This window comes from Brasilonema octagenarum UFV-OR1 (assembly GCF_963888615.1).
Classification (GTDB): domain Bacteria; phylum Cyanobacteriota; class Cyanobacteriia; order Cyanobacteriales; family Nostocaceae; genus Brasilonema; species Brasilonema sennae.
This window is the reverse complement of record NZ_CAWPKW010000290.1, coordinates 1-20,976: the sequence shown is the minus strand read 5'-3', so window position 1 is coordinate 20,976 and position 20,976 is coordinate 1. Positions and strand designations below refer to the sequence as shown.

General features: G+C 42.9%; 26 protein-coding genes. 10 read left to right on the top strand and 16 right to left on the bottom strand.

All coding sequences use genetic code 11. The features are described 5' to 3' along the window. Position 1 precedes the first annotated feature (1 nt). Both AC5590_RS25205 and yidD read right to left on the bottom strand, forming a co-directional pair. The gene (locus AC5590_RS25205; protein WP_169266119.1) at positions 2 to 709 is read right to left on the bottom strand and encodes a M15 family metallopeptidase; all 708 of its coding nucleotides are present in this window, start codon (positions 707 to 709) and stop codon (positions 2 to 4) included. Next, positions 706 to 966: a membrane protein insertion efficiency factor YidD gene (yidD, locus tag AC5590_RS25200; protein WP_169266118.1), complete on the bottom strand. Its 261-nt coding sequence runs from the start codon at positions 964 to 966 to the stop codon at positions 706 to 708. The genes AC5590_RS25205 and yidD overlap by 4 nt, the downstream gene beginning before the upstream one ends. Before the next feature lie 62 nt (positions 967 to 1,028). Between yidD and AC5590_RS25195 the strand changes: the two genes are divergently transcribed. Beyond that, positions 1,029 to 1,736, top strand: a complete 708-nt coding sequence (locus tag AC5590_RS25195; RefSeq protein ID WP_211178524.1) for a diacylglycerol/polyprenol kinase family protein — start codon at positions 1,029 to 1,031, stop codon at positions 1,734 to 1,736. 78 nt (positions 1,737 to 1,814) lie between these two features. On the opposite strand, the gene AC5590_RS25190 is transcribed toward AC5590_RS25195, so the two are convergent. Continuing rightward, positions 1,815 to 2,246: a hypothetical protein gene (locus AC5590_RS25190; protein ID WP_169266117.1), complete on the bottom strand. Its 432-nt coding sequence runs from the start codon at positions 2,244 to 2,246 to the stop codon at positions 1,815 to 1,817. A gap of 573 nt (positions 2,247 to 2,819) precedes the next feature. Beyond that, entirely contained in the window at positions 2,820 to 2,972 is a 153-nt protein-coding gene (locus tag AC5590_RS25185) for a hypothetical protein (protein WP_169266116.1), read from the bottom strand. 450 nt (positions 2,973 to 3,422) lie between these two features. Here AC5590_RS25185 and AC5590_RS25180 point away from each other — a divergent pair, with 450 nt between their 5' ends. The 6 genes from AC5590_RS25180 to AC5590_RS25155 all read left to right on the top strand — a co-directional run bounded on the left by AC5590_RS25180 (position 3,423) and on the right by AC5590_RS25155 (position 10,029). Then, positions 3,423 to 4,913, top strand: a complete 1,491-nt coding sequence (locus AC5590_RS25180) for a nicotinate phosphoribosyltransferase (RefSeq protein ID WP_169266115.1) — start codon at positions 3,423 to 3,425, stop codon at positions 4,911 to 4,913. A gap of 126 nt (positions 4,914 to 5,039) precedes the next feature. Continuing rightward, positions 5,040 to 5,624 carry a nicotinate-nucleotide adenylyltransferase gene (locus AC5590_RS25175; protein WP_169266114.1) on the top strand — a complete coding sequence of 195 codons (585 nt, stop codon included), beginning with the start codon at positions 5,040 to 5,042 and terminating at the stop codon, positions 5,622 to 5,624. A gap of 69 nt (positions 5,625 to 5,693) precedes the next feature. Then, positions 5,694 to 6,440: an NUDIX hydrolase gene (locus tag AC5590_RS25170; RefSeq protein ID WP_169266113.1), complete on the top strand. Its 747-nt coding sequence runs from the start codon at positions 5,694 to 5,696 to the stop codon at positions 6,438 to 6,440. Between the two features lie 111 nt (positions 6,441 to 6,551). Further along, a complete protein-coding gene (locus AC5590_RS25165) occupies positions 6,552 to 8,252 on the top strand; it encodes an NAD+ synthase (RefSeq protein WP_169266112.1) in 1,701 nt (566 codons plus the stop codon). An 83-nt stretch (positions 8,253 to 8,335) separates the two neighbouring features. After that, positions 8,336 to 9,166: a 4-hydroxy-tetrahydrodipicolinate reductase gene (dapB, locus tag AC5590_RS25160; protein ID WP_169266111.1), complete on the top strand. Its 831-nt coding sequence runs from the start codon at positions 8,336 to 8,338 to the stop codon at positions 9,164 to 9,166. Between the two features lie 173 nt (positions 9,167 to 9,339). Beyond that, positions 9,340 to 10,029 (top strand): DUF8619 family protein, encoded by a 690-nt coding sequence (locus AC5590_RS25155; RefSeq protein WP_169266110.1) that lies wholly within the window; start codon positions 9,340 to 9,342, stop codon positions 10,027 to 10,029. Positions 10,030 to 10,071: 42 nt separating this feature from the next. Here the strand turns inward: AC5590_RS25155 and AC5590_RS25150 are convergent, their stop codons facing one another. From AC5590_RS25150 to AC5590_RS25095, 12 genes are all read right to left on the bottom strand, one after another. Beyond that, complete coding sequence (locus AC5590_RS25150; protein WP_169266109.1) at positions 10,072 to 10,878, bottom strand: TPM domain-containing protein; 807 nt, start codon at positions 10,876 to 10,878, stop codon at positions 10,072 to 10,074. A 208-nt stretch (positions 10,879 to 11,086) separates the two neighbouring features. Further along, complete coding sequence (locus tag AC5590_RS25145) at positions 11,087 to 11,689, bottom strand: DUF948 domain-containing protein (RefSeq protein ID WP_169266108.1); 603 nt, start codon at positions 11,687 to 11,689, stop codon at positions 11,087 to 11,089. Positions 11,690 to 11,703: 14 nt separating this feature from the next. Further along, complete coding sequence (locus AC5590_RS25140) at positions 11,704 to 12,051, bottom strand: YtxH domain-containing protein (RefSeq protein WP_169266107.1); 348 nt, start codon at positions 12,049 to 12,051, stop codon at positions 11,704 to 11,706. Positions 12,052 to 12,172: 121 nt separating this feature from the next. Then, on the bottom strand, positions 12,173 to 12,502 hold the full coding sequence (locus AC5590_RS25135) for a hypothetical protein (protein ID WP_169266106.1): 330 nt from the start codon (positions 12,500 to 12,502) through the stop codon (positions 12,173 to 12,175). 146 nt (positions 12,503 to 12,648) lie between these two features. Continuing rightward, positions 12,649 to 13,020: a DUF2237 family protein gene (locus tag AC5590_RS25130; protein WP_169266105.1), complete on the bottom strand. Its 372-nt coding sequence runs from the start codon at positions 13,018 to 13,020 to the stop codon at positions 12,649 to 12,651. Between the two features lie 314 nt (positions 13,021 to 13,334). After that, a complete protein-coding gene (locus AC5590_RS25125; protein WP_169266104.1) occupies positions 13,335 to 13,484 on the bottom strand; it encodes a hypothetical protein in 150 nt (49 codons plus the stop codon). Positions 13,485 to 13,498: 14 nt separating this feature from the next. Next, a complete protein-coding gene (locus AC5590_RS25120; RefSeq protein ID WP_169266103.1) occupies positions 13,499 to 14,026 on the bottom strand; it encodes a Jag family protein in 528 nt (175 codons plus the stop codon). Beyond that, positions 14,026 to 15,171 carry a membrane protein insertase YidC gene (yidC, locus tag AC5590_RS25115; protein WP_169266102.1) on the bottom strand — a complete coding sequence of 382 codons (1,146 nt, stop codon included), beginning with the start codon at positions 15,169 to 15,171 and terminating at the stop codon, positions 14,026 to 14,028. The genes AC5590_RS25120 and yidC overlap by 1 nt, the downstream gene beginning before the upstream one ends. A gap of 226 nt (positions 15,172 to 15,397) precedes the next feature. Continuing rightward, a complete protein-coding gene (locus tag AC5590_RS25110; RefSeq protein WP_169266101.1) occupies positions 15,398 to 15,787 on the bottom strand; it encodes a PH domain-containing protein in 390 nt (129 codons plus the stop codon). After that, positions 15,774 to 16,181: a ribonuclease P protein component gene (gene rnpA / locus AC5590_RS25105; protein WP_169266100.1), complete on the bottom strand. Its 408-nt coding sequence runs from the start codon at positions 16,179 to 16,181 to the stop codon at positions 15,774 to 15,776. The genes AC5590_RS25110 and rnpA overlap by 14 nt, the downstream gene beginning before the upstream one ends. Before the next feature lie 27 nt (positions 16,182 to 16,208). Then, positions 16,209 to 16,343: a 50S ribosomal protein L34 gene (gene rpmH / locus AC5590_RS25100; protein WP_169266099.1), complete on the bottom strand. Its 135-nt coding sequence runs from the start codon at positions 16,341 to 16,343 to the stop codon at positions 16,209 to 16,211. A gap of 231 nt (positions 16,344 to 16,574) precedes the next feature. Next, on the bottom strand, positions 16,575 to 17,087 hold the full coding sequence (locus AC5590_RS25095; RefSeq protein ID WP_169266098.1) for a DUF2808 domain-containing protein: 513 nt from the start codon (positions 17,085 to 17,087) through the stop codon (positions 16,575 to 16,577). A 700-nt stretch (positions 17,088 to 17,787) separates the two neighbouring features. On the opposite strand from AC5590_RS25095, the gene AC5590_RS25090 reads away from it, so the two are divergent. The 3 genes from AC5590_RS25090 (at position 17,788) to AC5590_RS25080 (ending at position 20,716) form a co-directional block, all read left to right on the top strand. Continuing rightward, positions 17,788 to 18,951 (top strand): Re/Si-specific NAD(P)(+) transhydrogenase subunit alpha, encoded by a 1,164-nt coding sequence (locus tag AC5590_RS25090; protein ID WP_169266097.1) that lies wholly within the window; start codon positions 17,788 to 17,790, stop codon positions 18,949 to 18,951. A gap of 68 nt (positions 18,952 to 19,019) precedes the next feature. Next, a complete protein-coding gene (locus AC5590_RS25085) occupies positions 19,020 to 19,313 on the top strand; it encodes an NAD(P) transhydrogenase subunit alpha part 2 (protein WP_048868686.1) in 294 nt (97 codons plus the stop codon). After that, complete coding sequence (locus tag AC5590_RS25080; RefSeq protein WP_169266096.1) at positions 19,310 to 20,716, top strand: NAD(P)(+) transhydrogenase (Re/Si-specific) subunit beta; 1,407 nt, start codon at positions 19,310 to 19,312, stop codon at positions 20,714 to 20,716. Before AC5590_RS25085 ends, AC5590_RS25080 begins: the two co-directional genes overlap by 4 nt. The last annotated feature ends 260 nt before the right edge of the window (positions 20,717 to 20,976 follow it).

The window sequence follows — 20,976 nt, the reverse complement described above, 5'->3', positions numbered from 1 at the left end:
CTTACATAATGCGTCCGTAGCGTGCTACCACAGGATTATTTGGATTGGCTTCATTATTCAGCCAAGCCCACATCTGATCTCCTAGGGAAAAATGCCACCATTCTCTAGGATTGCGTTGAAATCCGGCTTTTTCCATAACTAGGCATAATAGCTGGCGATTGTCATGATATTGCTGTGCGAGTGGATCAGAAGAATTAGCAAAGTAGTCTGGATGCGATCGCTCTGACATTTCATCTATCGGCGAACCCATCTCTACAATTTCCCCCGTATCATCTACCAGTGTCACATCCACAGCAGCGCCCGTACTATGAGGAGGCGGAGTTTTTTCATCCAAACTGGGTTCAGCCCAAATTTTATAAACCTCCTCCCAGATGGCTTGACTTTTGTCTGGGGATAGTTCATCTGTAGTAAGTCCCGCCATTTGCAAAGCTTCGCCAAAAGCGTAATTCACCATAAACTTTTGCACAGCCACAGGACGATAACCATCAAAAATTTGCAGACGCCAGTGGGGACGCAGCAGCTGGAGGTAATTTTGGGCTGATATTAAGTTCTCAACAACGCTTTCGCGAAGAAAATAAGGAGAGTGTTCACCATAAGGTGCACCCAATTTTTTATAAGGATGAGGAGATTCCACCGCGAACAGTTCCAAAGGAATCTCCACTAACATTTCACCACATTCGATTATTGGTATTTTATGATAAGGTCTCATTCGTGATGTTGACAGCAAGATGACTGTTTTGTTGATGTTCTTGAGGCTTCCGGAACTGGATCGTAGCCACCCGGATGAAACGGATGACACCGCAAGATACGCCGAATTGCCAACCAACTACCGCGCCAGACTCCAAAACGTTCAATTGCTTGGATAGCATACATTGAACAAGTTGGTTGAAAACGACAAGTCGGAAGAAACAGCGGCGAGATAAACATTCGGTAGAAGCGAATCAGCAAAATCAATAATAATTTCATTGCTGTCACCTAGATCTAATAAAGTAGTAACAACAGTTATACTTATCCATTTTGTTGTATCGTTGCTGAATTCATTTTTTGATTTACAGTCTATTCCTCCTGTGTGGGTACAAAGTGCCGCCGTTGCAATTTGGGTGTTACTCATGCTAATTCTTGCATGGGTAGTCAATCGCGTCGCCAGTAACGATCCAGAAGTTATACGGAAAATAGTTCACATTGGCACAGGTAATGTGATTCTGTTGGCTTGGTGGCTAGATATTCCCCCAATTGTAGGTATTACGGCTTCGATTGTAGCGAGTGCAGTTACCTTATTGTCCTACCAATTTCCTATTCTCCCTGGTATTAATAGCGTTGGACGCAAAAGTTTCGGGACATTTTTCTATGCTGTTAGTATTGGTGTTCTCATAGCTTGGTTCTGGACACTGCAAAAACCTCACTATGCTGTACTCGGAATTTTAGTTATGACGTGGGGAGATGGACTAGCAGCTTTGGTAGGACAGAAAATTGGTCAAAATAAATACAATGTTTTTGGGAGACAAAAAAGTTGGGAAGGTTCCCTGACAATGGCTGTCGTGAGTTTTATTATCAGTAGTTCAATTTTAGTGAGTGTACAAGGGAACCTTTGGCAAACTTGGCTGATATCTTTGACGGTTGCTTTAGTCGCTACTGGCTTGGAAGTAGTTTCGTTTCTTGGTATTGATAATCTGACAGTTCCTATAGGTAGTGCAGCACTAGCTTATGTTCTAAGCCAGTTGATGGGAAATGTGTAATAAAACCAGTAAACAGTGATAACTGATAACTGTTCACTGTTTACTGTTAAAGGTTGAGAAATATCAACACATCATCAATCAGTAATCGTAGCGCCCGTGACGGTTATATCTGTAAGGGTTACGATATATGTCACGGTCATAAATGTACTCAGGATGGTATTGTCTATCTTGATAATATCTGTTGTAATCATTATGTCGTCTACGGTAATCAATGTACTGTGGATGGTATCCACGACGGTAGTAAGATCTGTTGCTTTGTGAGCAAGGTCTACGATGACGGTAAGATCGACGAGTCTTGTAATGATGACGGTGTTTATGATGTTTTAGTTGTTCAGTGTCAGTCTCCCAATCTGTTTGAGTTGACAAATTATCTTCAACCTGAGCAACTTGTGTTCCTAATTCCTCGTAGTTTAACTGTGTTTTAATTCCTTTTTGGACTGATGCTGTGGCTACCTCTAATCCAAGACAACTGGGTAATAGTAAAGCACTAATTACGAATTTCCAAAACATTGTTTCACATTCCTTATTTCTTGTTCCCTAGCAAAACTAGGGAATGTCTACTGTGAGACTTTGGTTGAAAAAAGGATTTACGCAGTGAAACGAAAAATGAAGGCTGATTCTGCTGAAGGATAACAAAGCCTCTATAAATGCAATACCATCCGCCCAGGATGAAGGGAGTTCTTGGTGAGCGCTATCTTGATTTTTGGATAAATTTTTATAAACAATAAAAATTTACAGCAATTCTATTTCATTTGTGTGAAAGTGCCTGCGCCTAAGCCTAAAGCGTTCTGCAGGCATACGCATAGTCACTTTGGAGAAACTAAAAGTCAGGGCATAAATTCACTCGTATTGCCGGATAAGAGGCGAAATGCCTACACTTACCCAAGCAATAGAATAAAAGTGGTTTTTAGCACCCACCGTAGTTTTGGCAGTAGCAATAATGATTCGTGAAAATAGCTCCCCGACTTCAAGTTAGAAGCCGGGGAGCTTGTTTTTTCAAAACTTTTTTCTTGCCTTGATACCTTCTGCAGTATGCCTCATGCCTTGGAAGGAGTGTCAGATAGGAGTATGTCACACATTTCTTTACCAAATGTCTGCTGTCTTCTTGTTATAAGGGTCTCCTGTAAATGGTTGTACGCCAGTATTGGGATATGCATCGTCTGACGGTGCAAAAATACGCATCGCAGCCTCAGAAATGTATTGGGTGACTTTAGCAAGTATTTCGGAGATAGCCATAATATCAAACCCCCATTTTTGTTATCGCTTCACTTGCGATATGTCTTCTAATATATCTACTCTAGTTCTTCACATTCTCTTTGGTTGCGATTGGCAATATATCTATATTTTCTGCAATAATCAGTGATATATAGTTGCAATACTTTAGATTAAAAAAACAGTTCAATAAACAATCAAGGATAAGGGAATAAAAGTGTCAGTCAGATGATTTTTTATCTTTCATCCTCCGTTCGGCATAGTTTGACATTTCACTTCACTCTTTTAGGGATACTATTATTAATAATAAGTATAACTATTAAAATTCATTAAATATTTTACTAAACTAATAATATAGTAGTCGTCAAAACTCTAGTTCCAAGCACTTTCTGATAGCGCTCTTTCAATAGTTGACATTATTTATGGTAAAATTTACCGTAAGTCAAAGAAGTATTCTTCTAAGGGCGCTATGTCATGACTAGTTTCCCAAGTTGGAACCATGCATCTACAAACAATCAGCAACAGCAGAACACACAGAATCAAGAACTGACACTTTCTACTATTGATAACAGCCTGCTGACAGACCTTTACCAGTTGACAATGGCGGCTTGTTATGCGGGGGAAGGTGTAGAACAACGATGGGCAAGCTTTGAGTTGTTTGTCAGACGTTTGCCAGAGAATTTTGGCTATTTGATAGCTATGGGGCTGGCGCAAGTGTTGGAATATTTGGAAAAATACCACTTCAGTCCCTCTGGGATAGCGGCTTTGCAAGCAACTGGAATTTTTGCCAATGTTCCCGAGAGTTTTTGGTCACTGCTTGCTGAGGGACGTTTTACTGGCAATGTTTGGGCGGTACCTGAGGGAACAGCAGTGTTTGCGAATGAACCTCTGTTGCGAGTGGAAGCACCTCTTTGGCAAGCACAGCTGGTAGAAACTTACCTTTTGAATACCATAAATTACCAGAGTTTGATTGCGACACGTGCAGCAAGATTACGTGATGTGGCGTCTTCTCAAGCAACACTGCTGGAATTTGGAACCAGACGGGCATTTAGCCCGCAAGCGTCTTTGTGGGCGGCGCGTGCAGCACTGGCTGGTGGTTTGGATGCAACATCGAATGTGTTAGCGGCGCTACAACTGGGAGAAAAACCTAGTGGTACGATGGCTCACGCTTTGGTTATGGCACTGTCGGCAATGGAAGGTAGCGAAGACCAGGCATTTACTGTTTTTCATCGTTATTTCCCAGGTGCGCCCTTATTAATTGATACTTACGATACTATTGCAGCTGCCGAGCGGTTGTCTGCAAAGGTTAATTCCGGGGAAATCCAATTAGCTGGGGTTAGGTTGGATTCTGGTGATTTGGTGTCGTTGTCAAAACAAGTGCGATCGCTTCTTCCAAATGTGTCCATTTTTGCCAGTGGCGACTTGGACGAGTGGGAAATCGCGCGGCTTAAGGCTGCTGGTGCGCAGATTGATGGTTATGGGCTGGGAACACGACTGGTGACTGGTTCTGCTGTCAATGGAGTCTACAAACTGGTGGAAATTGATGGAACTCCGGTGATGAAACATTCGAGTGGTAAGGCGACTTACCCAGGACGTAAGCAGATTTTTCGCTCTTTTGAGGGAAGTCAGGTGAAAGCAGACTGTTTGGGCTTGGTGAGTGAAGAACACGGAAGATATGGAAACGAAGAATTTCCCCAATCTTCACATCTGCCTTTGTTGCAGTTGTTTGTTAAGGAAGGTAAACGGGTGCAAGCACAACAGACTTTGGCAGAAATTCGACAAAGGACTGCCACTTCCGTTGCTAGTTTGCCAGACCAGACGCGACGTTTGGAGAATCCCGTATCGGTGAAAGTGGAGATTTCTGAACAGTTACAACAGTTGACTCAAAAGACGAAGAACCTGACTGCACAGTTAGAGAGCGGAGCAGGGAGTAAGGGAGTGAGGGAGAATAATTTTGATTACTAATGACCAATGATTGCTTAATGGTACAAGCCCCCAGATTAATCCTGTGGAATTAATCCAAAATCTAAAATCCAAAATCTAAAATCCAAAATCTAAAATCCAAAATCTAAAATCCAAAATTGTCTGACTATGAAAGTTGCTCTGTTTGGTACGAGTGCTGATCCACCAACTGCTGGACACCAAGCGGTTATTCGTTGGCTGTCAGACCATTTTGATTGGGTGGCAGTTTGGGCGGCAAATAATCCATTGAAATCGCATCAAACCCCTTTAGAACATCGGGTAGCAATGTTAAATTTCTTGATTTTGGATATTGACTCATCAAAGCATAATATTGCTTTGGAACAGGAATTAAGTCACTTGAGAACGCTGGAAACATTAGAGAAAGCAAAAAAACGTTGGTCAGAGGCGGAGTTTACATTAGTGGTTGGTTCAGATTTACTAGCTCAATTACCGCGCTGGTATCGTATTGAAGATTTATTGCAACAAGTACAACTTTTGGTCATACCGCGCCCAAGATATGCAATAGATGAATCTAATTTACATATTGTGCAAAAACTCGGAGGGAAAGTCACGGTTGCCAAGTTTATTGGTCTAGATGTGTCCTCAACAGCGTATCGTGAAAATGGCGATCGCGAAGCCCTGACACCTCTAGTCGTTGATTATATTCACAAAGAGCATTTGTACAAATGTCTACCCGAAAATTTAACTTGTTAAACTATAAGTACTTTTGCCAAGCTACTCCAAATCCTAAACTCAAAATTGCATTCAATTGAAAACGGCTATATGCCAGGACACAACAAAATAAAGATTGTACACGCGCTAAAACAACCACCTTTAGCAGATTTCAAGGTCGGTGTTGATAATGTTATTTTCTCTGTAGATACTGCACAAAATCGACTGCTGGTTCTATTAGTCATGAGACACCAGGAGCCATTTTTAAATTCTTGGAGTCTTCCTGGTACTTTGGTACGTCAAGGTGAGTCTTTAGAAGATGCTGCGTATCGGATTCTGTCTGAAAAAATAAGGGTAAAAAACCTTTATTTAGAGCAACTTTATACTTTTGGAGGACCATCACGTGATCCCCGGGAAGCAAGCGATAGTTATGGTGTACGTTATCTATCGGTGAGTTACTTTGCCCTCGTGCGATTTGAGGAAGCAGAATTGATTGCTGATGGAGTCACTGGAATAGCTTGGTATCCGGTGAAGCAATTGCCGCAACTAGCTTTTGACCATAACAAGATTTTGGCATACGGACACAGGCGTTTGCGAAATAAGTTGGAGTATAGTCCAGTCGCATTTGAAGTGTTGCCAGAAGTGTTTACTTTGAATGATTTATATCAGTTATATACTACAGTTTTAGGAGAAATCTTTTCTGATTACTCTAATTTTCGAGCGCGTTTACTCAAGTTAGGTTTTCTATACGATACAGGAATAAAGGTGTCGCGTGGTGCTGGTCGTCCAGCTAGTTTATATAAATTTGATGCGGAAGCTTTTGCTCCTTTTAAGGATAAACCTTTGGTTTTTCTTTAATTACAAAAATGTATGGATACAATAGCAGCTTGTTGTAACTCTGGCAGACAAACATTATAGAGCGCAACATGTCTGTTAAGAGGACGAAGAGAAGAAAACAAAAAGAGGAAAATGAAAATAGCGATCGCTCAACTTAATCCTACCATTGGTGATTTGCCAGGTAATTCTCAGAAAATTCTGGACGCGGCACGAAAAGCAGTTGCAGAAGGTGCCCGTTTATTACTAACGCCAGAACTTTCTTTATGTGGCTATCCACCCCGTGATTTATTGCTTAATCCTAGTTTTGTTCAAGCAATGGAAATTGCTTTAGAACAACTAGCACAAGATTTGCCTCCAGAACTCGCTGTGTTAGTAGGCACGGTTGAAGAAAATGTAAAAGCACACAAGACGGGCGGTAAAAGTTTATTTAATAGTATCGCTTTGTTAGAAAGGGGAAAAGTCAAGCAAATTTTTCACAAGTGCCTTTTACCAACTTATGATGTTTTTGATGAAAATCGCTATTTTGAGCCAGGTTCAGAAGCTAGTTATTTTACCTTAGATGATATTCGTATTGGCGTCACAATTTGCGAAGATTTATGGAATGATGAGGAATTTTGGGGTAAGCGAAGTTATGTCACGAATCCAATTGCTGACTTAACAATTTTGGGTGTAGATTTGATTGTGAATTTGTCTGCTTCTCCTTATAGTGCTGGCAAGCAGAAGTCTCGCGAAGCAATGCTTAAGTATAGTGCAGTGCGTTTTCAGCAACTGATTCTCTATGCCAATCAAGTCGGGGGAAATGATGATTTAATTTTTGATGGTAGAAGTTTTGCTTTGAATCGTCAGGGTGAAATAGTCTGTCGTGCCTGTGGTTTTGAAGAGGATTTGAGAGTTGTGGAATTTGATGAGGTGCAACGAGATTTGCACTCAGGTTCTATAGCACCAGAATATGAATCTCAAGATGAGGAAATTTGGCACGCTTTGGTTTTAGGATTGCGAGATTATGTTCGTAAGTGTGGCTTTTCTAAAGTTGTGCTGGGTTTAAGTGGTGGAATAGATTCTTCATTGGTGGCGGCTGTTGCTACCGCAGCATTGGGTAAAGAAAATGTCCTCGGTATCCTGATGCCTTCGCCCTACAGTTCTGAGCATTCTATCAGCGATGCTTTGGCATTAGCAGAAAATCTTGGTATGAAAACTCATATCCTACAGATAGGGGAGTTAATGCAAGGCTATGACGAAACGTTAGCTGAGTTATTTGCCCGAACAGAGTTTGGACTGGCAGAGGAAAATATTCAATCCCGGATTAGGGGCAATTTATTGATGGCAATTTCTAATAAATTTGGCCATCTGTTGCTATCGACTGGTAATAAGTCAGAAATGGCAGTTGGTTACTGCACTCTTTACGGCGATATGAATGGGGGTTTGGCGGTGATTGCTGATGTGCCCAAAACCCGCGTTTATTCGATTTGCCATTGGTTAAATCGCAATGATGAAGTTATCCCACAAAATGTTTTAACCAAACCACCCAGCGCCGAACTCAAACCCGGTCAACTTGACCAAGACTCGCTACCGTCTTACGAGGTTTTGGACGACATATTGCAACGGTTGATTCACGATTACCAATCTCCAGAACAAATTATCGCTGCAGGTCATTACCCAGAAATAGTAAACCGAGTGACTAATTTGGTGGTGCGTGCGGAGTTTAAGCGACGACAAGCACCCCCCGGATTGAAAATTACGGTTCGCGCCTTCGGAACTGGTTGGCGAATGCCTATTGCTAGTAAATGGGCGTCTTTGCAATTCAAAATTCAAAAAAAGATTCAACCTGTTTGAATGAGCGAATCTTGAATGTTTGAGAAGGAAGATCCCTACTGGATTTACAATTCTTTGATGGTGTAAAAAGTATTGCTCAAATTATGGCGAATCAAACTCCAATCCCTGTTGTTGTCATTGGTGCTGCGGGCAAAATGGGTCGCGAGGTCATCAAAGCGGTGACGCAAGCAGCAGATATGAATCTTGTAGGTGCGATTGATACAACAGCTGAATATCAAGGTCAGGATGCAGGGGAACTGGCGGGTTTAAGTGAACCTTTGGAAATTCCAATTACCAATCAATTGGAACCGATGCTGGCGTTTGCATCTCAAGGAAAACAGCTAGGGGTGATGGTAGATTTTACGCATCCGAGTTCAGTGTATGACAATGTTCGTAGTGCGATCGCCTATGGTCTTCGTCCGGTTGTCGGTACCACTGGCTTAAGTCCAGAACAAATTCAAGATTTAGCAGAATTTGCTGATAAGGCAAGTACGGGGTGTTTAATTATTCCCAACTTTTCTATTGGTATGGTACTGCTGCAACAAGCAGCAGTTGCGGCTTCTCAACATTTCGACCACGTGGAAATTATTGAACTGCATCATAACCAAAAAGCTGATGCCCCCAGCGGGACAGCAATTCAAACTGCTCAGATGTTAGCGGATATAGGTAAAACATATAACCAGTCTCTTGTGGAAGAAACGGAGAAATTACCAGGAGCACGAGGTAGTCAAGCCGAGGAAGGCGTTAGAATTCATAGTGTGCGTTTACCAGGACTGATTGCGCATCAAGAAGTTATTTTTGGTGCAGCGGGTCAAATTTATACTTTGAGACATGATACGAGCGATCGCGCTTGCTATATGCCAGGAGTATTACTAGCAATTCGCAAAGTCCTCCAGTTAAAGTCGTTAGTATATGGATTAGAAAAAATTCTTTAACAGTGAACAGTGAACAGTAAACAGTGAACAGTAAACAGTGAACAAGGGGTGGACGAGTCCGTTTCGTACCTGATAACTGGTACTGCGTACGTAGCTGATAACTGGTAACTGGTAACTGGTAACTGATAACTGATTTAAAATACCTAGCACTCACCACTTACAACACAGCACTCATGATCGTCCCATTAACTCGCCAGAAATTTGAACAACTCATTCCCCTGATTGCCACTGGTCCGCAGTACAAATACTACTGGGGGAAATTTCCAGACTTTTTACAACGGCTGCTGATTTCTGTCGTGGCAGTAGCTGTTGTTTTCGTGATTAAAGTCGTTCTGCGGGTTGATTTTGGTGGAATCATCTTTTTGCTCGGGCTAATTGGTGCCCTTTACTGGCTGTGGGGACCAGTGTTTTGGGCGAGTATGCGGAATGTGAAAAGCCGTCGTTGTAAGTACAGCGGTTTTCTCCGTGGTCGAGTGCTGGATTATTGGATTGCAGAAGAGTTAATGGGTAAACAGGAAACCGTTGATAACAAAGGCGATTTGGTGATTGTCGAAAACCGAGAAAACCGCATTCACTTAGAAATAGGTGATGATACAGGATTTACGGCTGAGTATAAAGCACCACTGCGTTCTGCCTACAAAGTTATTGCTCGCGGTCAGAGGGCAGAACTATTGGTGATGTCGAATCGCCCAGATTTAAGCAGTATTGATGAAATTTCGGATATTTATATTCCTAGTCGCGACTTGTGGGTGAGTGATTATCCTTCTATACGACGGGATTTCTTTACTGAGGTGAGTAGCCGCCTGCGCCGTGATGAAGAAGATGAAAGACCGCGTCGCCGTCGCCGTAGGGTGGAGAGGTAGAAGCGGTTTGATTTTCACTCTTCTTGACTTTTGCTCTTTGGTTTAAGACTCAGCACTAGAAGACTGACTAAAAATAGGGGAAAGGTAAGCAACTAAAGCAGCGATGAGAAAACCGGAAATGTTGCGAACCAGGGGTAGCCATTCGTTTGTTCGTGTGACTACTGGTCCAATACCGAAAGAGATAAATAAGATTCCCCATAAAGGCGAGAAGATTAAAGCCCATTGCCAAGCAACAATTTGTCCTTCGCGACGAGGTTGAGCTGCTAATCCACAAATGACTCCACCAATAGCAGAAGAAATCAAAGTGAAAATCCACTGCTCGCGTGGTAATCCGGGAACGACAGCGCAACCTCCCCGAAGCAAACAAGTTTTCACTGTTTCCATTGCTTGTAGGATGGCTTGGTCTTCCCCTTCTTCTCGCACAAAGTACAAATTGCCAAAGCGGGTTTGTAATTCAATCCAGAAAGTACGCGGTAGAAGATCATAAACAGCGTCACCCACACTAAAGCTGAGAATGTTACCGCCACGGGAATCAGCAACTAGCAAAACGCTTTTGTCATCCAAACCCCAAAAACGAATAACTGCTCGACCTGGAGTACGGTCATATTGAGTTAAGACTCGGAGTTTCCAGCCAGTGTCGGTTTGAAATTGTTCTAGTTGCTTAACAAGATTTTCTTCTTGAACGCTGGTAAGAGACTTAGCTAAGTCTACAACTGGAGTTGGGGTATCAGGTAATAGTTCGGGATTGTCATAAGCGTATGCGCTGGGAGAATGCGTCATCCAAATTGACCCAGCCAGGAAAAATACTGTTACAAAAGCCAGAATTCGTTTCCAAAGACTTTGCTGCATGAGCTTTTATATACAAATCTCAACAGGAAAAGTGAACAAGTTGTTTTAAAAGAGTACTGGAAAAGTGAGACTTCTTTACACTTTTTAACTCTAATCTAATCTAATATCTCAGATCTAGAACTCACTGAGCAAGCTTGTCTGTAAGGTTGGGACCTGAGAATAAGGGCGCAATGCCTTGCGCCCTTATTCTCATAGAGATTTACACACTCTATTCTTTATCAGACCAATTCTCAGATTCTTTCTGACGGTGGGAATCCTGTTCATTAAAACTGTTTTCCCAATCACCAGCTTCGTTGTAGTCTTTGTAATCGTTGTAATTATTGTGAGTGCGGTATCCTTCTGCAGGTGTGAAGCGGTTCTCCTGCCTTAGTAGGGCTTGGCGTTCTTGTAATGTCAGCTTTGCTTTTTGAGATGGCGATAGACGCTCAACTGTTCGCCTTGAAGATTTGGAGCGTGTGAAGGTTTTCCAAGCAGCTTGCACACCAACCATAAAACTGCGCGTGCCTGTTTGAACGTTTTGTGCTTGCTTTTTAGCACTATCTAAACTTTGATCCACTTGTTTAACAACTTGACCAGCACTTTTAACACCTTCACTGACATCATCAGTTAAGTCAGTGATTTCCAAGCTAGTCATGCGAATAGCATCGAGAGTGGGCGGTAACTCTCTATAAAGAGTGTCAAATAATTTTTCTGCACTGCGAGCTGCTCTTGCTAATTCCTGCAATGCTGGTATCGCCGCCACCAAAACAGCACTCAGACTGGCGGCGACTAGGAGTATGGACAGTCCCAGCCAAAACAGGGGGTCAATCACTTTGATATCTTCTACTAATTATCTAAATGTTGAGGAACGGTATCGGACTTTTCTTGAGCATTTTGCTGCTTCATTGCTTGGCTTTCCCGCAAACTAGCATCAATGCCTGCTGAAATTGCCTCCCGCAGTCGGTCTAAAGTATCATCCCAGTTAGAGCGTGCGTTTGCAGAAAGGCGGTCTGCCTGTATTTGGACACTCGTTGAAATATCTTCTGCCAATTCTGGCAAAGCACTGGCAGATTTCTTCAAGAGTTGACGGGTTTCGCGTCCTGTGCGTGGAGCAATGAGCAACCCAGTTAAAGCACCAATGGTTGCGCCTAGCATCATACCGCCAATAAATGATCCAGAACGGTTGTTAGACATTTTTTTGTTTCTCTCCTTACACCCATTCTATGTGGGTTTTCACGCCTTGCAAAATCCAAAAGATTTTATCTTTCTAAATTTAGAGAGACAATTGATTCGCCAGAAAGGTTGCCCTTACTGCCTACTTTCTCTTTTTCACTAATTTTGCTCGGAAGCTCAGAAAATTACTCTGCCAGACTTGCTGTCCAAGTGCAACTAGACTGAAAATCTGTCGCAGCCGCTGGATTTGTAGTCGTGCTGGTTGATCTTTGTGCCGTAGATTATTAATATTCCCAAGACTAGTGTAAAAAGCTTGTGGTGCTGTATATAATACTGCATGGGAACTACGTTCAGCAGCAATAAAGATATTAGCTATTCTTGTCAGTCGCCTCTTCAGTCGCCGCACTCGCCAAGCCACGTAGAGAAGAATCAGCGAGATCAGTATGTTGATGACAACAACGACTGTAACCATTGCTTAATTTTGTTGCACCCACTGTAATTTTTGCTCTTATTATGACTTTAATTGAAGCTATGAAAATCAGTCTGAAGTTGAGTTTTCGCCAGTGTATCAAGCGCTAAGTGGGTTGCTACTAAAGTGAAACAAATTTTTAGATTTCTTTAAGAAGAAGTTAGGCCATGTTTTTTCAAATCATCCACAGAAACCGCTTCCAAGGCTCTAGCGTGGGTTGCTGAGAGGATAACAGGGGGAGCAACGCCAGCCTCAACAGCCTCTTGCCAGCGACCAGCACATAAACACCAGCGATCGCCTTCTTTCAAACCAGGAAATTGATATTCCGGAACTGGGGTACTAAGGTCGTTTCCTCGTGATTTGGTGAATTCAAGAAATTCTGTTGTCATTTGGGCGCAAACAACGTGCAACCCAAAATCCATACCACCTGTGTTACAAAACCCATCGCGATAATATCCAGTCACGGGAGAAGAACAGCACATTTCTAGCTTTGTGCCGAGTACGTTTGTTGCTTCTGTCATCGCCAATTCCTTTAAGTTTGTGTGACTGTTTCTAAGCAATCAAATATAATGCCTCAGTCGTTCGAGTCACGACTTTAGCGACCTTACTTTATGATATAAGAAATTTTCTTAGCCATTTCAAAATCGTGATATAGCAGTCGCCAGGTAGATTAGGACACGAACTAATGAAAAAACACGCTCCCCAAGAGACTTGAAAGTCTGTTAAGCATTTCCTGTTAAGCGTTAAGCGTTAAGCGTTAAGCGTTCCCTGCTATATCTATGAGTTATGAGTGATGAGTTGTCACTTTTGGTGTTCACTCTTCACTCTTCACTCTTCACTCTTGAACGCCAGATGCCAACTCGTGCGGAGACGCTGCACGTTCGCCTCCGGCGTGCGCTTTGCGCTTACAAGTCGGGAAACCCCTTCGGGTTCGCCAGATGCCTGTGTCGGGAAACCCGTCATTCGCACTGGTCTCACCGCCCACAGCGCTGGCTCCTCCTAACTCCTGAGTGACTCCATTGCAAGGCGTACAACAAGGTGACGATGCGGTTCTTTTCCTCGGCTGAAGGTTTCTAAGTCACCAAACTCTTTTAAAAAAGTGTGAATTTGACGGCGTTCGGCTGAACTGAGTGACTTGATTTCTGCCTCTTGACCAGAAAAACGCACTTGCTGAGCTGCTGCTTCAGCTATTGCGCGAATTTGGGCGTCTCTCCTAACGCGGTAGCCGTTCAATTCAACAGTGTAAGAGGCTTGCTCTCCTTGTAGTTGACTTAAGTTGAGAATAGAATTTGCTAGATACTGAATCGCATCTAGCACTGAACCATCGGGACCGGTTAAAATTTCGATTTGTTCGAGTGATAAATTGGTTTCACCAATCGTCAACCAGTAACTATCCTGTTCTGGGGATTCTTCATCCTCAGCGACGGCTATTTCTTTCTCACCTTTTATATCAACAGATAGCCCACTAAGTTGCAGCAGGGTTTTCAACCACTCCTGACCTCGTTTCATTCGACTGTCTGTCATCATTACCCTGTAGTCTTTTTCTTAGAACTTTTTGGTTCAAACGGTAGCGCTTTTTGTTTTGCGCTTTCTTCTTCTTTCTCCTGAGTGTCTACAATTTTTTGTAGTTCCTCGCTCAGGGGTTCACGCGTGAGAATATAGGTTTGCAATGTCTGGAAAATATTACCAATCACCATATACATCAGTACCCCAGCTGGTAGGGGGAAGAACAAAAACATCCCAGAGAAGATCACAGGAGTGATTTTGTTAACAGTGTCCTGCTGCGGGTTGGCATTCGTAGTATTTTGCCCAGAAAGGATTTGGCTAATGTAAAGGGTAATACCAAACATGATGACCATACCGACAATATCCCAGTGAATAACGCCGTCTGGATCTATTGCACCAACTCTACCTAAGGCATCAATAAAGAGAAATCCTTGGTTTGAGGCGAGTCCCGGAATTGTTCCTTGGATTGTAACATCCCCCGGTTGTAAGGCTTCTACATTACCCTGTGCATCAATTCTTATCCTTTCCTCCCCTTTGGTAATTTTCCATTCAGGGATTAACTGAGTATCGGGGTGTTCTGCTAAAACTGCCTGAAAAGGTTTACCCTCCTGAGTTTGATATTCTATCTTCGTATGTTCTCCCACCGCTAATTTGTTGCCTCCAGGAAGGATGGCATTTACCTTAATGTGTTCCCCTTCCGAAATATAAATATTTTGTGGGGGAGTCGCAAAGGCTTGCGGTTGAATTCTTTCTACTTGTTCAGCAGGTAAGATTTGGAGATTAACGCTATAGTTGACACCAGAAAAAGGTGAACCCCGCAAAGTGGCAAACAGTGCCAGTAAAACTGGCATTTGTAGCAGCAGTGGCAAACAACCTGCAAGCGGGTTGCCAAATTCTTTTTGGACGTTCATCATTTCTTCCTGCTGCTTTTGCGGATCGTCCTTATATCGCTCCTTAACTTCTTGCATCCGCTTGTTCATCAGGGGTTGGACGATCTTCATCCGTCGCATATTGCGAATTGAACCAGCACTCAGGGGATAGAGCGCGAAGCGGATTATTAATGTTAATGCTACAATCGCCAGTCCATAGCTAGGCACAATGCTATAGAACAAGTCTATGATTGGCAGCATCACGTTGTTCGAGAGAAACCCGATACCAAAATCCATTATTCTAAATTCAACCTGAGATACTGTAAATTGACATCATCTAATTTATCTAAATCATGATTTAGATTGCGACTAGCGTGCTACTACGGATAGCCGCACATTATATGAATTGGGGAAACCAGAGTAAGGGAGTGAGGGAGTGAGGGAGTGGGGGAAAGTGGGAGTGAGGGAGTATGGGGAAATATTCCTTCCTCCTTCGCTCCCTCTTTCCCCTCATCCTCACTTATCACTGCTTAGCGCCCGCATAATTGGGATTTTTGGCGATAACTTTTTCTTCAATGTAGTCATAAATTTCTCGAAACTTAGGAAGCGCCCGTACTTCCAGACGGCTACCGTCTCTTAGGGTTATGACCATATCCCCCCACATGCCAAGACCACGGGGGACTTTCGCCATTTTGACAATTTCTGAGTAAATGATGTCGCTGCGAGAACGTCCCATCCAACCACCCATGACAGAGATCCTGCGATCAGTGATACGGAAGCGCAGCCACAATGCCCTGACAATCGCCCCAACTGTCAATGGAAGACCAATAATAGTGAATCCAATCAATATACTTATGATCAAATCCCCAATATGTGGACCACCCTCATAATAAACTTCTTCACGAATACCCATTGAACACCTCAGCTTGTTCCAATAACTGCTCTAATTCTTGCAGAAATTGTTGGGTCACGCACTCTATATCTGCTGCTGGTTTCACAACAATGACAATCCGCCATCCTGGTGACATTTTGGGCAACAAGTGATACAACGCTGCTGCAATTTGACGTTTGAGGCGGTTACGAACAACTGCTCGTTTGCTAACCTTTGTGCTAATCGAAATTCCTATTTGGGCTGGAGTCAGATGCTTTTTTACAGTTTCAAGAGCCGTATCACAAGAAGGCTTAGAGGAAGGAGATGGTCGTAATGCTCTCAATGTTATGTGTGAACCATGACGACGGATTCCTTCGCGGAAAACTGCCTGAAAATCTTTTCGGGATTTTAGCCGATTTGCTTTGGGCAATGCCACAACTGCTATGATTAGCTTTTCTATGCCCTAAACGGTCAAACGGTGGCGTCCCTTTTTCCTTCTTGCCCGGATAACGTTTCTACCATCTGGAGTTCGCATTCTAGCGCGAAAACCTGAGGTTCTTTTTCTCTTGCGGCAAGTGCCTTCCAATGTTCTCTTCATTTTTTTATCCTCTTAGACAATTATCATAATAAAAAGTCACGATTGGCAATTATATCATAATGTTTGTTGTTTTTCTCCAGCAGTTATGCTAAAGCTAGAAAGCCATCATCAGTCATTTGTGTATTGTCAATGATAACGGCAAAACTCTAACCGTTGCTGTGCAACCCAGGTAGTGGTAATGTATTTGCCTTGCTTTGACTCACTAATGACTGATGATTCATGAGTCATAACTTAACTAATACTTATGATCCACGTGCCGATGTAGCGTGATAATGGCACATCGCCAGGAGACTGAATTGAGCAGTTAAAATAGAACATTCCCCCAGAAGACGGGTTTTTCACGTTAGAGAGAATCAACTCAACATCGGTACCTGCTGGTACTGGTTCTTGGGGAAAAATTTCAAGAACGTGATTTTCTTTATCCCACTTCACCTCCGATAGTGCAATCTTTTTGCCTTTAGCCTTGACCTCAATTTCCTTGCGGTCAAAGGTTCCTTGGTAGTAATTAGGATAAGAAATCACAAATCGAGCAACTGCTGTTTTCATCTTTTTGCTAGAAACTTTCAGTCTGTATCTGTCCCAGCCATTAGTTTGACCGCCAAAATCTAATCGGAACGGCAGCTGATTTTCGCCTTTGACACCACTAAATATCGTCAACCCTGGCAAACTTTGTGCCCAGCTTATGGCTGGTATTCCAGCTAGCAAACAACTTGTCACGGCTAAAGTAGAGAGTAAACGTCGCATGGTTAAGCTCCTGAGGCAGAAATAGGTCTTTTGTTTAAAATAACTAGGACGAAACGTTCGTAACTAAAACTTTACTACTTAAGATTTAGATATTGGGACGTAAATTGCTAATATAAAGTGTCATTCTCAGTACCGCTGCACAAAACTTTTTTTTAATACTAAGTGTATTGCCATAAAAAAATTGATGAATTTAAAGTCACTGAAAACACGCTTGAAATGTGAATTTGTTACAAAATATGTATAGATATATATAAAATGTTATAAAAATTGAAAAAATAAATATGAAAATTAGTAGTTAACTTGAACGAGATTCGATAAGATAAGTTGTAATCAAGTCAGGGTTGACTAATATTATTTGGGGATAGTTTTTGAGAATTTTACTAATATTGCAATATGTAAAAAAATCCATAAAAATTCTTGAATCCCTAAAAGAAGTTGAAGACAAACACGTAAATTTTGGGGATTGACATAGGATGTGTAATAGAAGCCCCTCTTTTCAAATACATGGGAATCTGGAAACCCTGCAAGAACCAAATTGAAACTTTGCGTAGGTCATTATCGATTTTGAGAGCGAAGGTAAAATTGATTGGGCAAACCAACTGCTAATAGCTGCTGCCCATGCACGAAAAGTGCGCCTATTGCCTCTTAAGAAAAATTTCACAAATTGCCAAAAATAGGTATTTATCTTCAAGGAGATTGCATGAGAATAGCAGTTGCCAAAGAAATTGAAGTCTGTGAGCGTCGAGTTGCCTTAATTCCTGACATCGTTGCCCGATTGGTAAAACAAGGTGTAGAAGTGTTGGTAGAAACTGGTGCAGGTGAGCGGGCTTTCTTTTCTGATGCTGCTTATGAAGCAGCAGGAGCGAAAGTCATCAGTGATACCACTCAATTATGGGGCGAAGCAGATATTCTGCTTAAGGTGAGTCCACCTCAAGAGCGAGAAGATGGACGCTCAGAAATTGACTTACTCAAGGAAGGATCTGTACTCATTAGCTTTCTTAACCCTTTAGGAAATCCTTCCGTAGCGCAGCGACTGGCAGAACGCAAGGTAACTGCTATGAGTATGGAGATGATCCCGCGCACGACTCGGGCACAAAGTATGGATGCTTTATCCTCGCAAGCATCAATTGCAGGTTACAAAGCGGTTCTAATTGGTGCAGCAGCATTACCAAAATATTTCCCGATGTTGACAACAGCGGCTGGAACGATCGCTCCGGCGAAAGTGTTTATCATGGGGGCTGGTGTGGCTGGATTGCAGGCGATCGCCACCGCCAGACGTTTGGGAGCGATCGTCGAAGCCTTTGATATTCGTCCCGCCGTCAAAGAAGAAGTCCAAAGTTTGGGGGCAAAATTCGTTGAAGTCAAACTAGAAGAAGAAACAACCGCCGCTGGAGGCTACGCCAAAGAAATTTCTGAAGCTAGCAAACAGCGCACTCAAGAAGTTGTCGCCGAACACGTCAAGAATGCTGATGTGGTGATTACCACCGCCCAAGTTCCTGGTAGAAAAGCACCTGTTTTAGTTACTGAAGAGATGGTAGCGCAGATGAAACCAGGTTCAGTGATTGTGGATATCGCTGCTGAACAGGGTGGTAACTGTGCTTGCACTGATCCCGGTAAAGATATTGTGTGGAATGGCATCACTATCATTGGTCCCATCAATTTACCATCATCCATGCCAGTTCACGCCAGCCAACTTTATTCCAAAAATTTGTCGTCGTTGATGCAACTGTTGATTAAAGACAAAGCTTTAAATGTCAACTTTGCTGACGACATCGTTGATGCGGCTTGTGTTACCCACGGTGGCGAAATTCGTAACCAACGTGTGAAAGATGCCTTACAAGCTTTAAGCGGTGTGGCAAGTTAATTAATTTTTGTAATAAGTGCTGACGTGTACTTATCACAACTCAATTTGCATAAGGAGTATATCGAGCGATGACAGAAGCATTAATCGCTGCCTTGTTTGTGTTTGTTTTGGCATCCTTTACTGGATTTGAAGTTATCAACAAAGTTCCACCAACCCTCCACACACCTTTGATGTCAGGTTCCAACGCCATTTCTGGAATTGCTGTACTGGGTGCGATCGTGGCTTCTGGTGCTAGAGAGACGAATTTATCAGTCATTTTAGGTTTGATTGCCGTAATTTTGGCAATGGTTAACGTGGTGGGTGGCTTCCTAGTCACAGACAGAATGCTGCAAATGTTCAAGAAAAAGGAGATTAAGGCGTGAGCGACTTTTTACCAACCGGGATTCAGCTAACGTATTTAGTCGCTGCATCCTTATTCATTCTGGGTTTGAAACAGCTGGGATCACCCGCGACAGCACGACAAGGTAATGTTGTTGCAGCTGTGGGGATGCTGTTGGCTATTGTGGCAACAATGCTGGATCAGCATGTGTTGAACTATGAAATGATTTTGGTAGGGTTGGTTATTGGATCTTTGATTGGTATCGTCGCCGCCTACAAAGTCCAAATGACGGATATGCCCCAAATGGTGGGTTTGCTCAACGGCTTGGGTGGTGCAGCATCTGCACTCGTTGCGGTTGCTGAATTTTGGCGGTTGCTAGGAAACGGTGAAGCAATACCTCTTGACGCCAACATCTCTATGTTGCTGGATGTGTTAATTGGTGGTGTGACTTTCACAGGAAGCTTTATTGCTTTTGCAAAACTGCAAGGTATTATGAGCGGTTCCCCAATTACATTTCCTTTGCAGCAACCATTTAACCTCTCGCTTCTGGCTGCCTTTATTGCGGGTAGTGCTTATTTAATTATCAATCCGCACAGCTTACCTGTCTTCTTAGGAATTGTTGCTGTTTCTCTAGTGTTGGGTGTGATGTTCGTCATCCCCATCGGTGGCGGCGATATGCCTGTGGTGATTTCGCTGTTGAACTCGTTTTCCGGGTTAGCGGCGGCTGCTGCTGGTTTCGTGGTGATGAACAATATGTTAATCATCGCTGGCGCATTGGTGGGAGCATCTGGGATCATCCTTACCGAGATTATGTGTAAGGCGATGAACCGTTCTCTGTTCAGTGTGCTGTTCAGTGCTTTTGGTACAGTGGCTGCGTCTGGTGGTGCTGCTGGTAGTGCAGGTACAACTGATCAAAGCGTTCGCAGCATTGATCCCGAAGAAGGCGCGATGATGTTGGGTTATGCTCGTTCTGTGGTGATTGTTCCTGGTTACGGGATGGCGGTTGCACAGGCGCAGCACAGCATACGTGAGTTGGCAGATCAGCTCGAACGTATGGGCGTGGATGTGAAGTATGCAATTCACCCCGTTGCTGGTAGAATGCCGGGACATATGAATGTGTTGTTGGCTGAGGCGAATGTGCCTTATGAGCAACTGCATGATATGGATGATATCAATCCTCAGTTTGAGCAGACAGATGTCGCTTTGGTAATTGGGGCGAATGATGTGGTGAATCCGGCAGCGCGGAGTGATACAAATAGCCCGATTTATGGTATGCCAATCTTGGAAGTGGATCGGGCGAAGCAGACAATTGTAATTAAGCGCGGTATGAGTGCGGGTTTTGCTGGTGTGGATAATGAGTTGTTTTATAAGAATAAAACGACGATGCTCTTTGGTAGTGCGAAGGATATGGTTGGAAAGTTGGTTTCTGAAGTGAAGCAACTGTAGGGAATTGTAGATTATGGATACAGCATAAATCCAAAATCCCTTTTATGGATCGTGTATAAACTTGCTAAGGGTTTGTCCTGAGGCAAGTTTTTTTATGGTTAAAATTAATACGAGCTTTGCTAGTGCGAAGGATATGGTTGGAAAGTTGGTTTCTGAAGTGAAGCAGTTGTAAAGATTTTGGGTTAATAGCAGTTCTGAGTTGAATTACTCCCCTCCCACTACAAGATTACCTATAATGATAAGTAGGGTGTATTGTCAAA

Excerpts from the sequence above, each read along its gene's own strand:
- AC5590_RS25205 (WP_169266119.1), bottom strand. The coding sequence starts at position 709 with ATGAGACCTTATCATAAAATACCAATAATCGAATGTGGTGAAATGTTA.
- yidD (WP_169266118.1), bottom strand. The coding sequence starts at position 966 with ATGAAATTATTATTGATTTTGCTGATTCGCTTCTACCGAATGTTTATC.
- AC5590_RS25190 (WP_169266117.1), bottom strand. The coding sequence starts at position 2,246 with ATGTTTTGGAAATTCGTAATTAGTGCTTTACTATTACCCAGTTGTCTT.
- AC5590_RS25185 (WP_169266116.1), bottom strand. The coding sequence starts at position 2,972 with ATGGCTATCTCCGAAATACTTGCTAAAGTCACCCAATACATTTCTGAG.
- AC5590_RS25180 (WP_169266115.1), top strand. The coding sequence starts at position 3,423 with ATGACTAGTTTCCCAAGTTGGAACCATGCATCTACAAACAATCAGCAA.
- AC5590_RS25175 (WP_169266114.1), top strand. The coding sequence starts at position 5,040 with ATGAAAGTTGCTCTGTTTGGTACGAGTGCTGATCCACCAACTGCTGGA.
- AC5590_RS25170 (WP_169266113.1), top strand. The coding sequence starts at position 5,694 with ATGCCAGGACACAACAAAATAAAGATTGTACACGCGCTAAAACAACCA.
- AC5590_RS25165 (WP_169266112.1), top strand. The coding sequence starts at position 6,552 with ATGAAAATAGCGATCGCTCAACTTAATCCTACCATTGGTGATTTGCCA.
- dapB (WP_169266111.1), top strand. The coding sequence starts at position 8,336 with ATGGCGAATCAAACTCCAATCCCTGTTGTTGTCATTGGTGCTGCGGGC.
- AC5590_RS25155 (WP_169266110.1), top strand. The coding sequence starts at position 9,340 with ATGATCGTCCCATTAACTCGCCAGAAATTTGAACAACTCATTCCCCTG.
- AC5590_RS25150 (WP_169266109.1), bottom strand. The coding sequence starts at position 10,878 with ATGCAGCAAAGTCTTTGGAAACGAATTCTGGCTTTTGTAACAGTATTT.
- AC5590_RS25140 (WP_169266107.1), bottom strand. The coding sequence starts at position 12,051 with ATGTCTAACAACCGTTCTGGATCATTTATTGGCGGTATGATGCTAGGC.
- AC5590_RS25135 (WP_169266106.1), bottom strand. The coding sequence starts at position 12,502 with ATGGTTACAGTCGTTGTTGTCATCAACATACTGATCTCGCTGATTCTT.
- AC5590_RS25130 (WP_169266105.1), bottom strand. The coding sequence starts at position 13,020 with ATGACAGAAGCAACAAACGTACTCGGCACAAAGCTAGAAATGTGCTGT.
- AC5590_RS25120 (WP_169266103.1), bottom strand. The coding sequence starts at position 14,026 with ATGATGACAGACAGTCGAATGAAACGAGGTCAGGAGTGGTTGAAAACC.
- yidC (WP_169266102.1), bottom strand. The coding sequence starts at position 15,171 with ATGGATTTTGGTATCGGGTTTCTCTCGAACAACGTGATGCTGCCAATC.
- AC5590_RS25110 (WP_169266101.1), bottom strand. The coding sequence starts at position 15,787 with ATGGGTATTCGTGAAGAAGTTTATTATGAGGGTGGTCCACATATTGGG.
- rpmH (WP_169266099.1), bottom strand. The coding sequence starts at position 16,343 with ATGAAGAGAACATTGGAAGGCACTTGCCGCAAGAGAAAAAGAACCTCA.
- AC5590_RS25095 (WP_169266098.1), bottom strand. The coding sequence starts at position 17,087 with ATGCGACGTTTACTCTCTACTTTAGCCGTGACAAGTTGTTTGCTAGCT.
- AC5590_RS25090 (WP_169266097.1), top strand. The coding sequence starts at position 17,788 with ATGAGAATAGCAGTTGCCAAAGAAATTGAAGTCTGTGAGCGTCGAGTT.
- AC5590_RS25085 (WP_048868686.1), top strand. The coding sequence starts at position 19,020 with ATGACAGAAGCATTAATCGCTGCCTTGTTTGTGTTTGTTTTGGCATCC.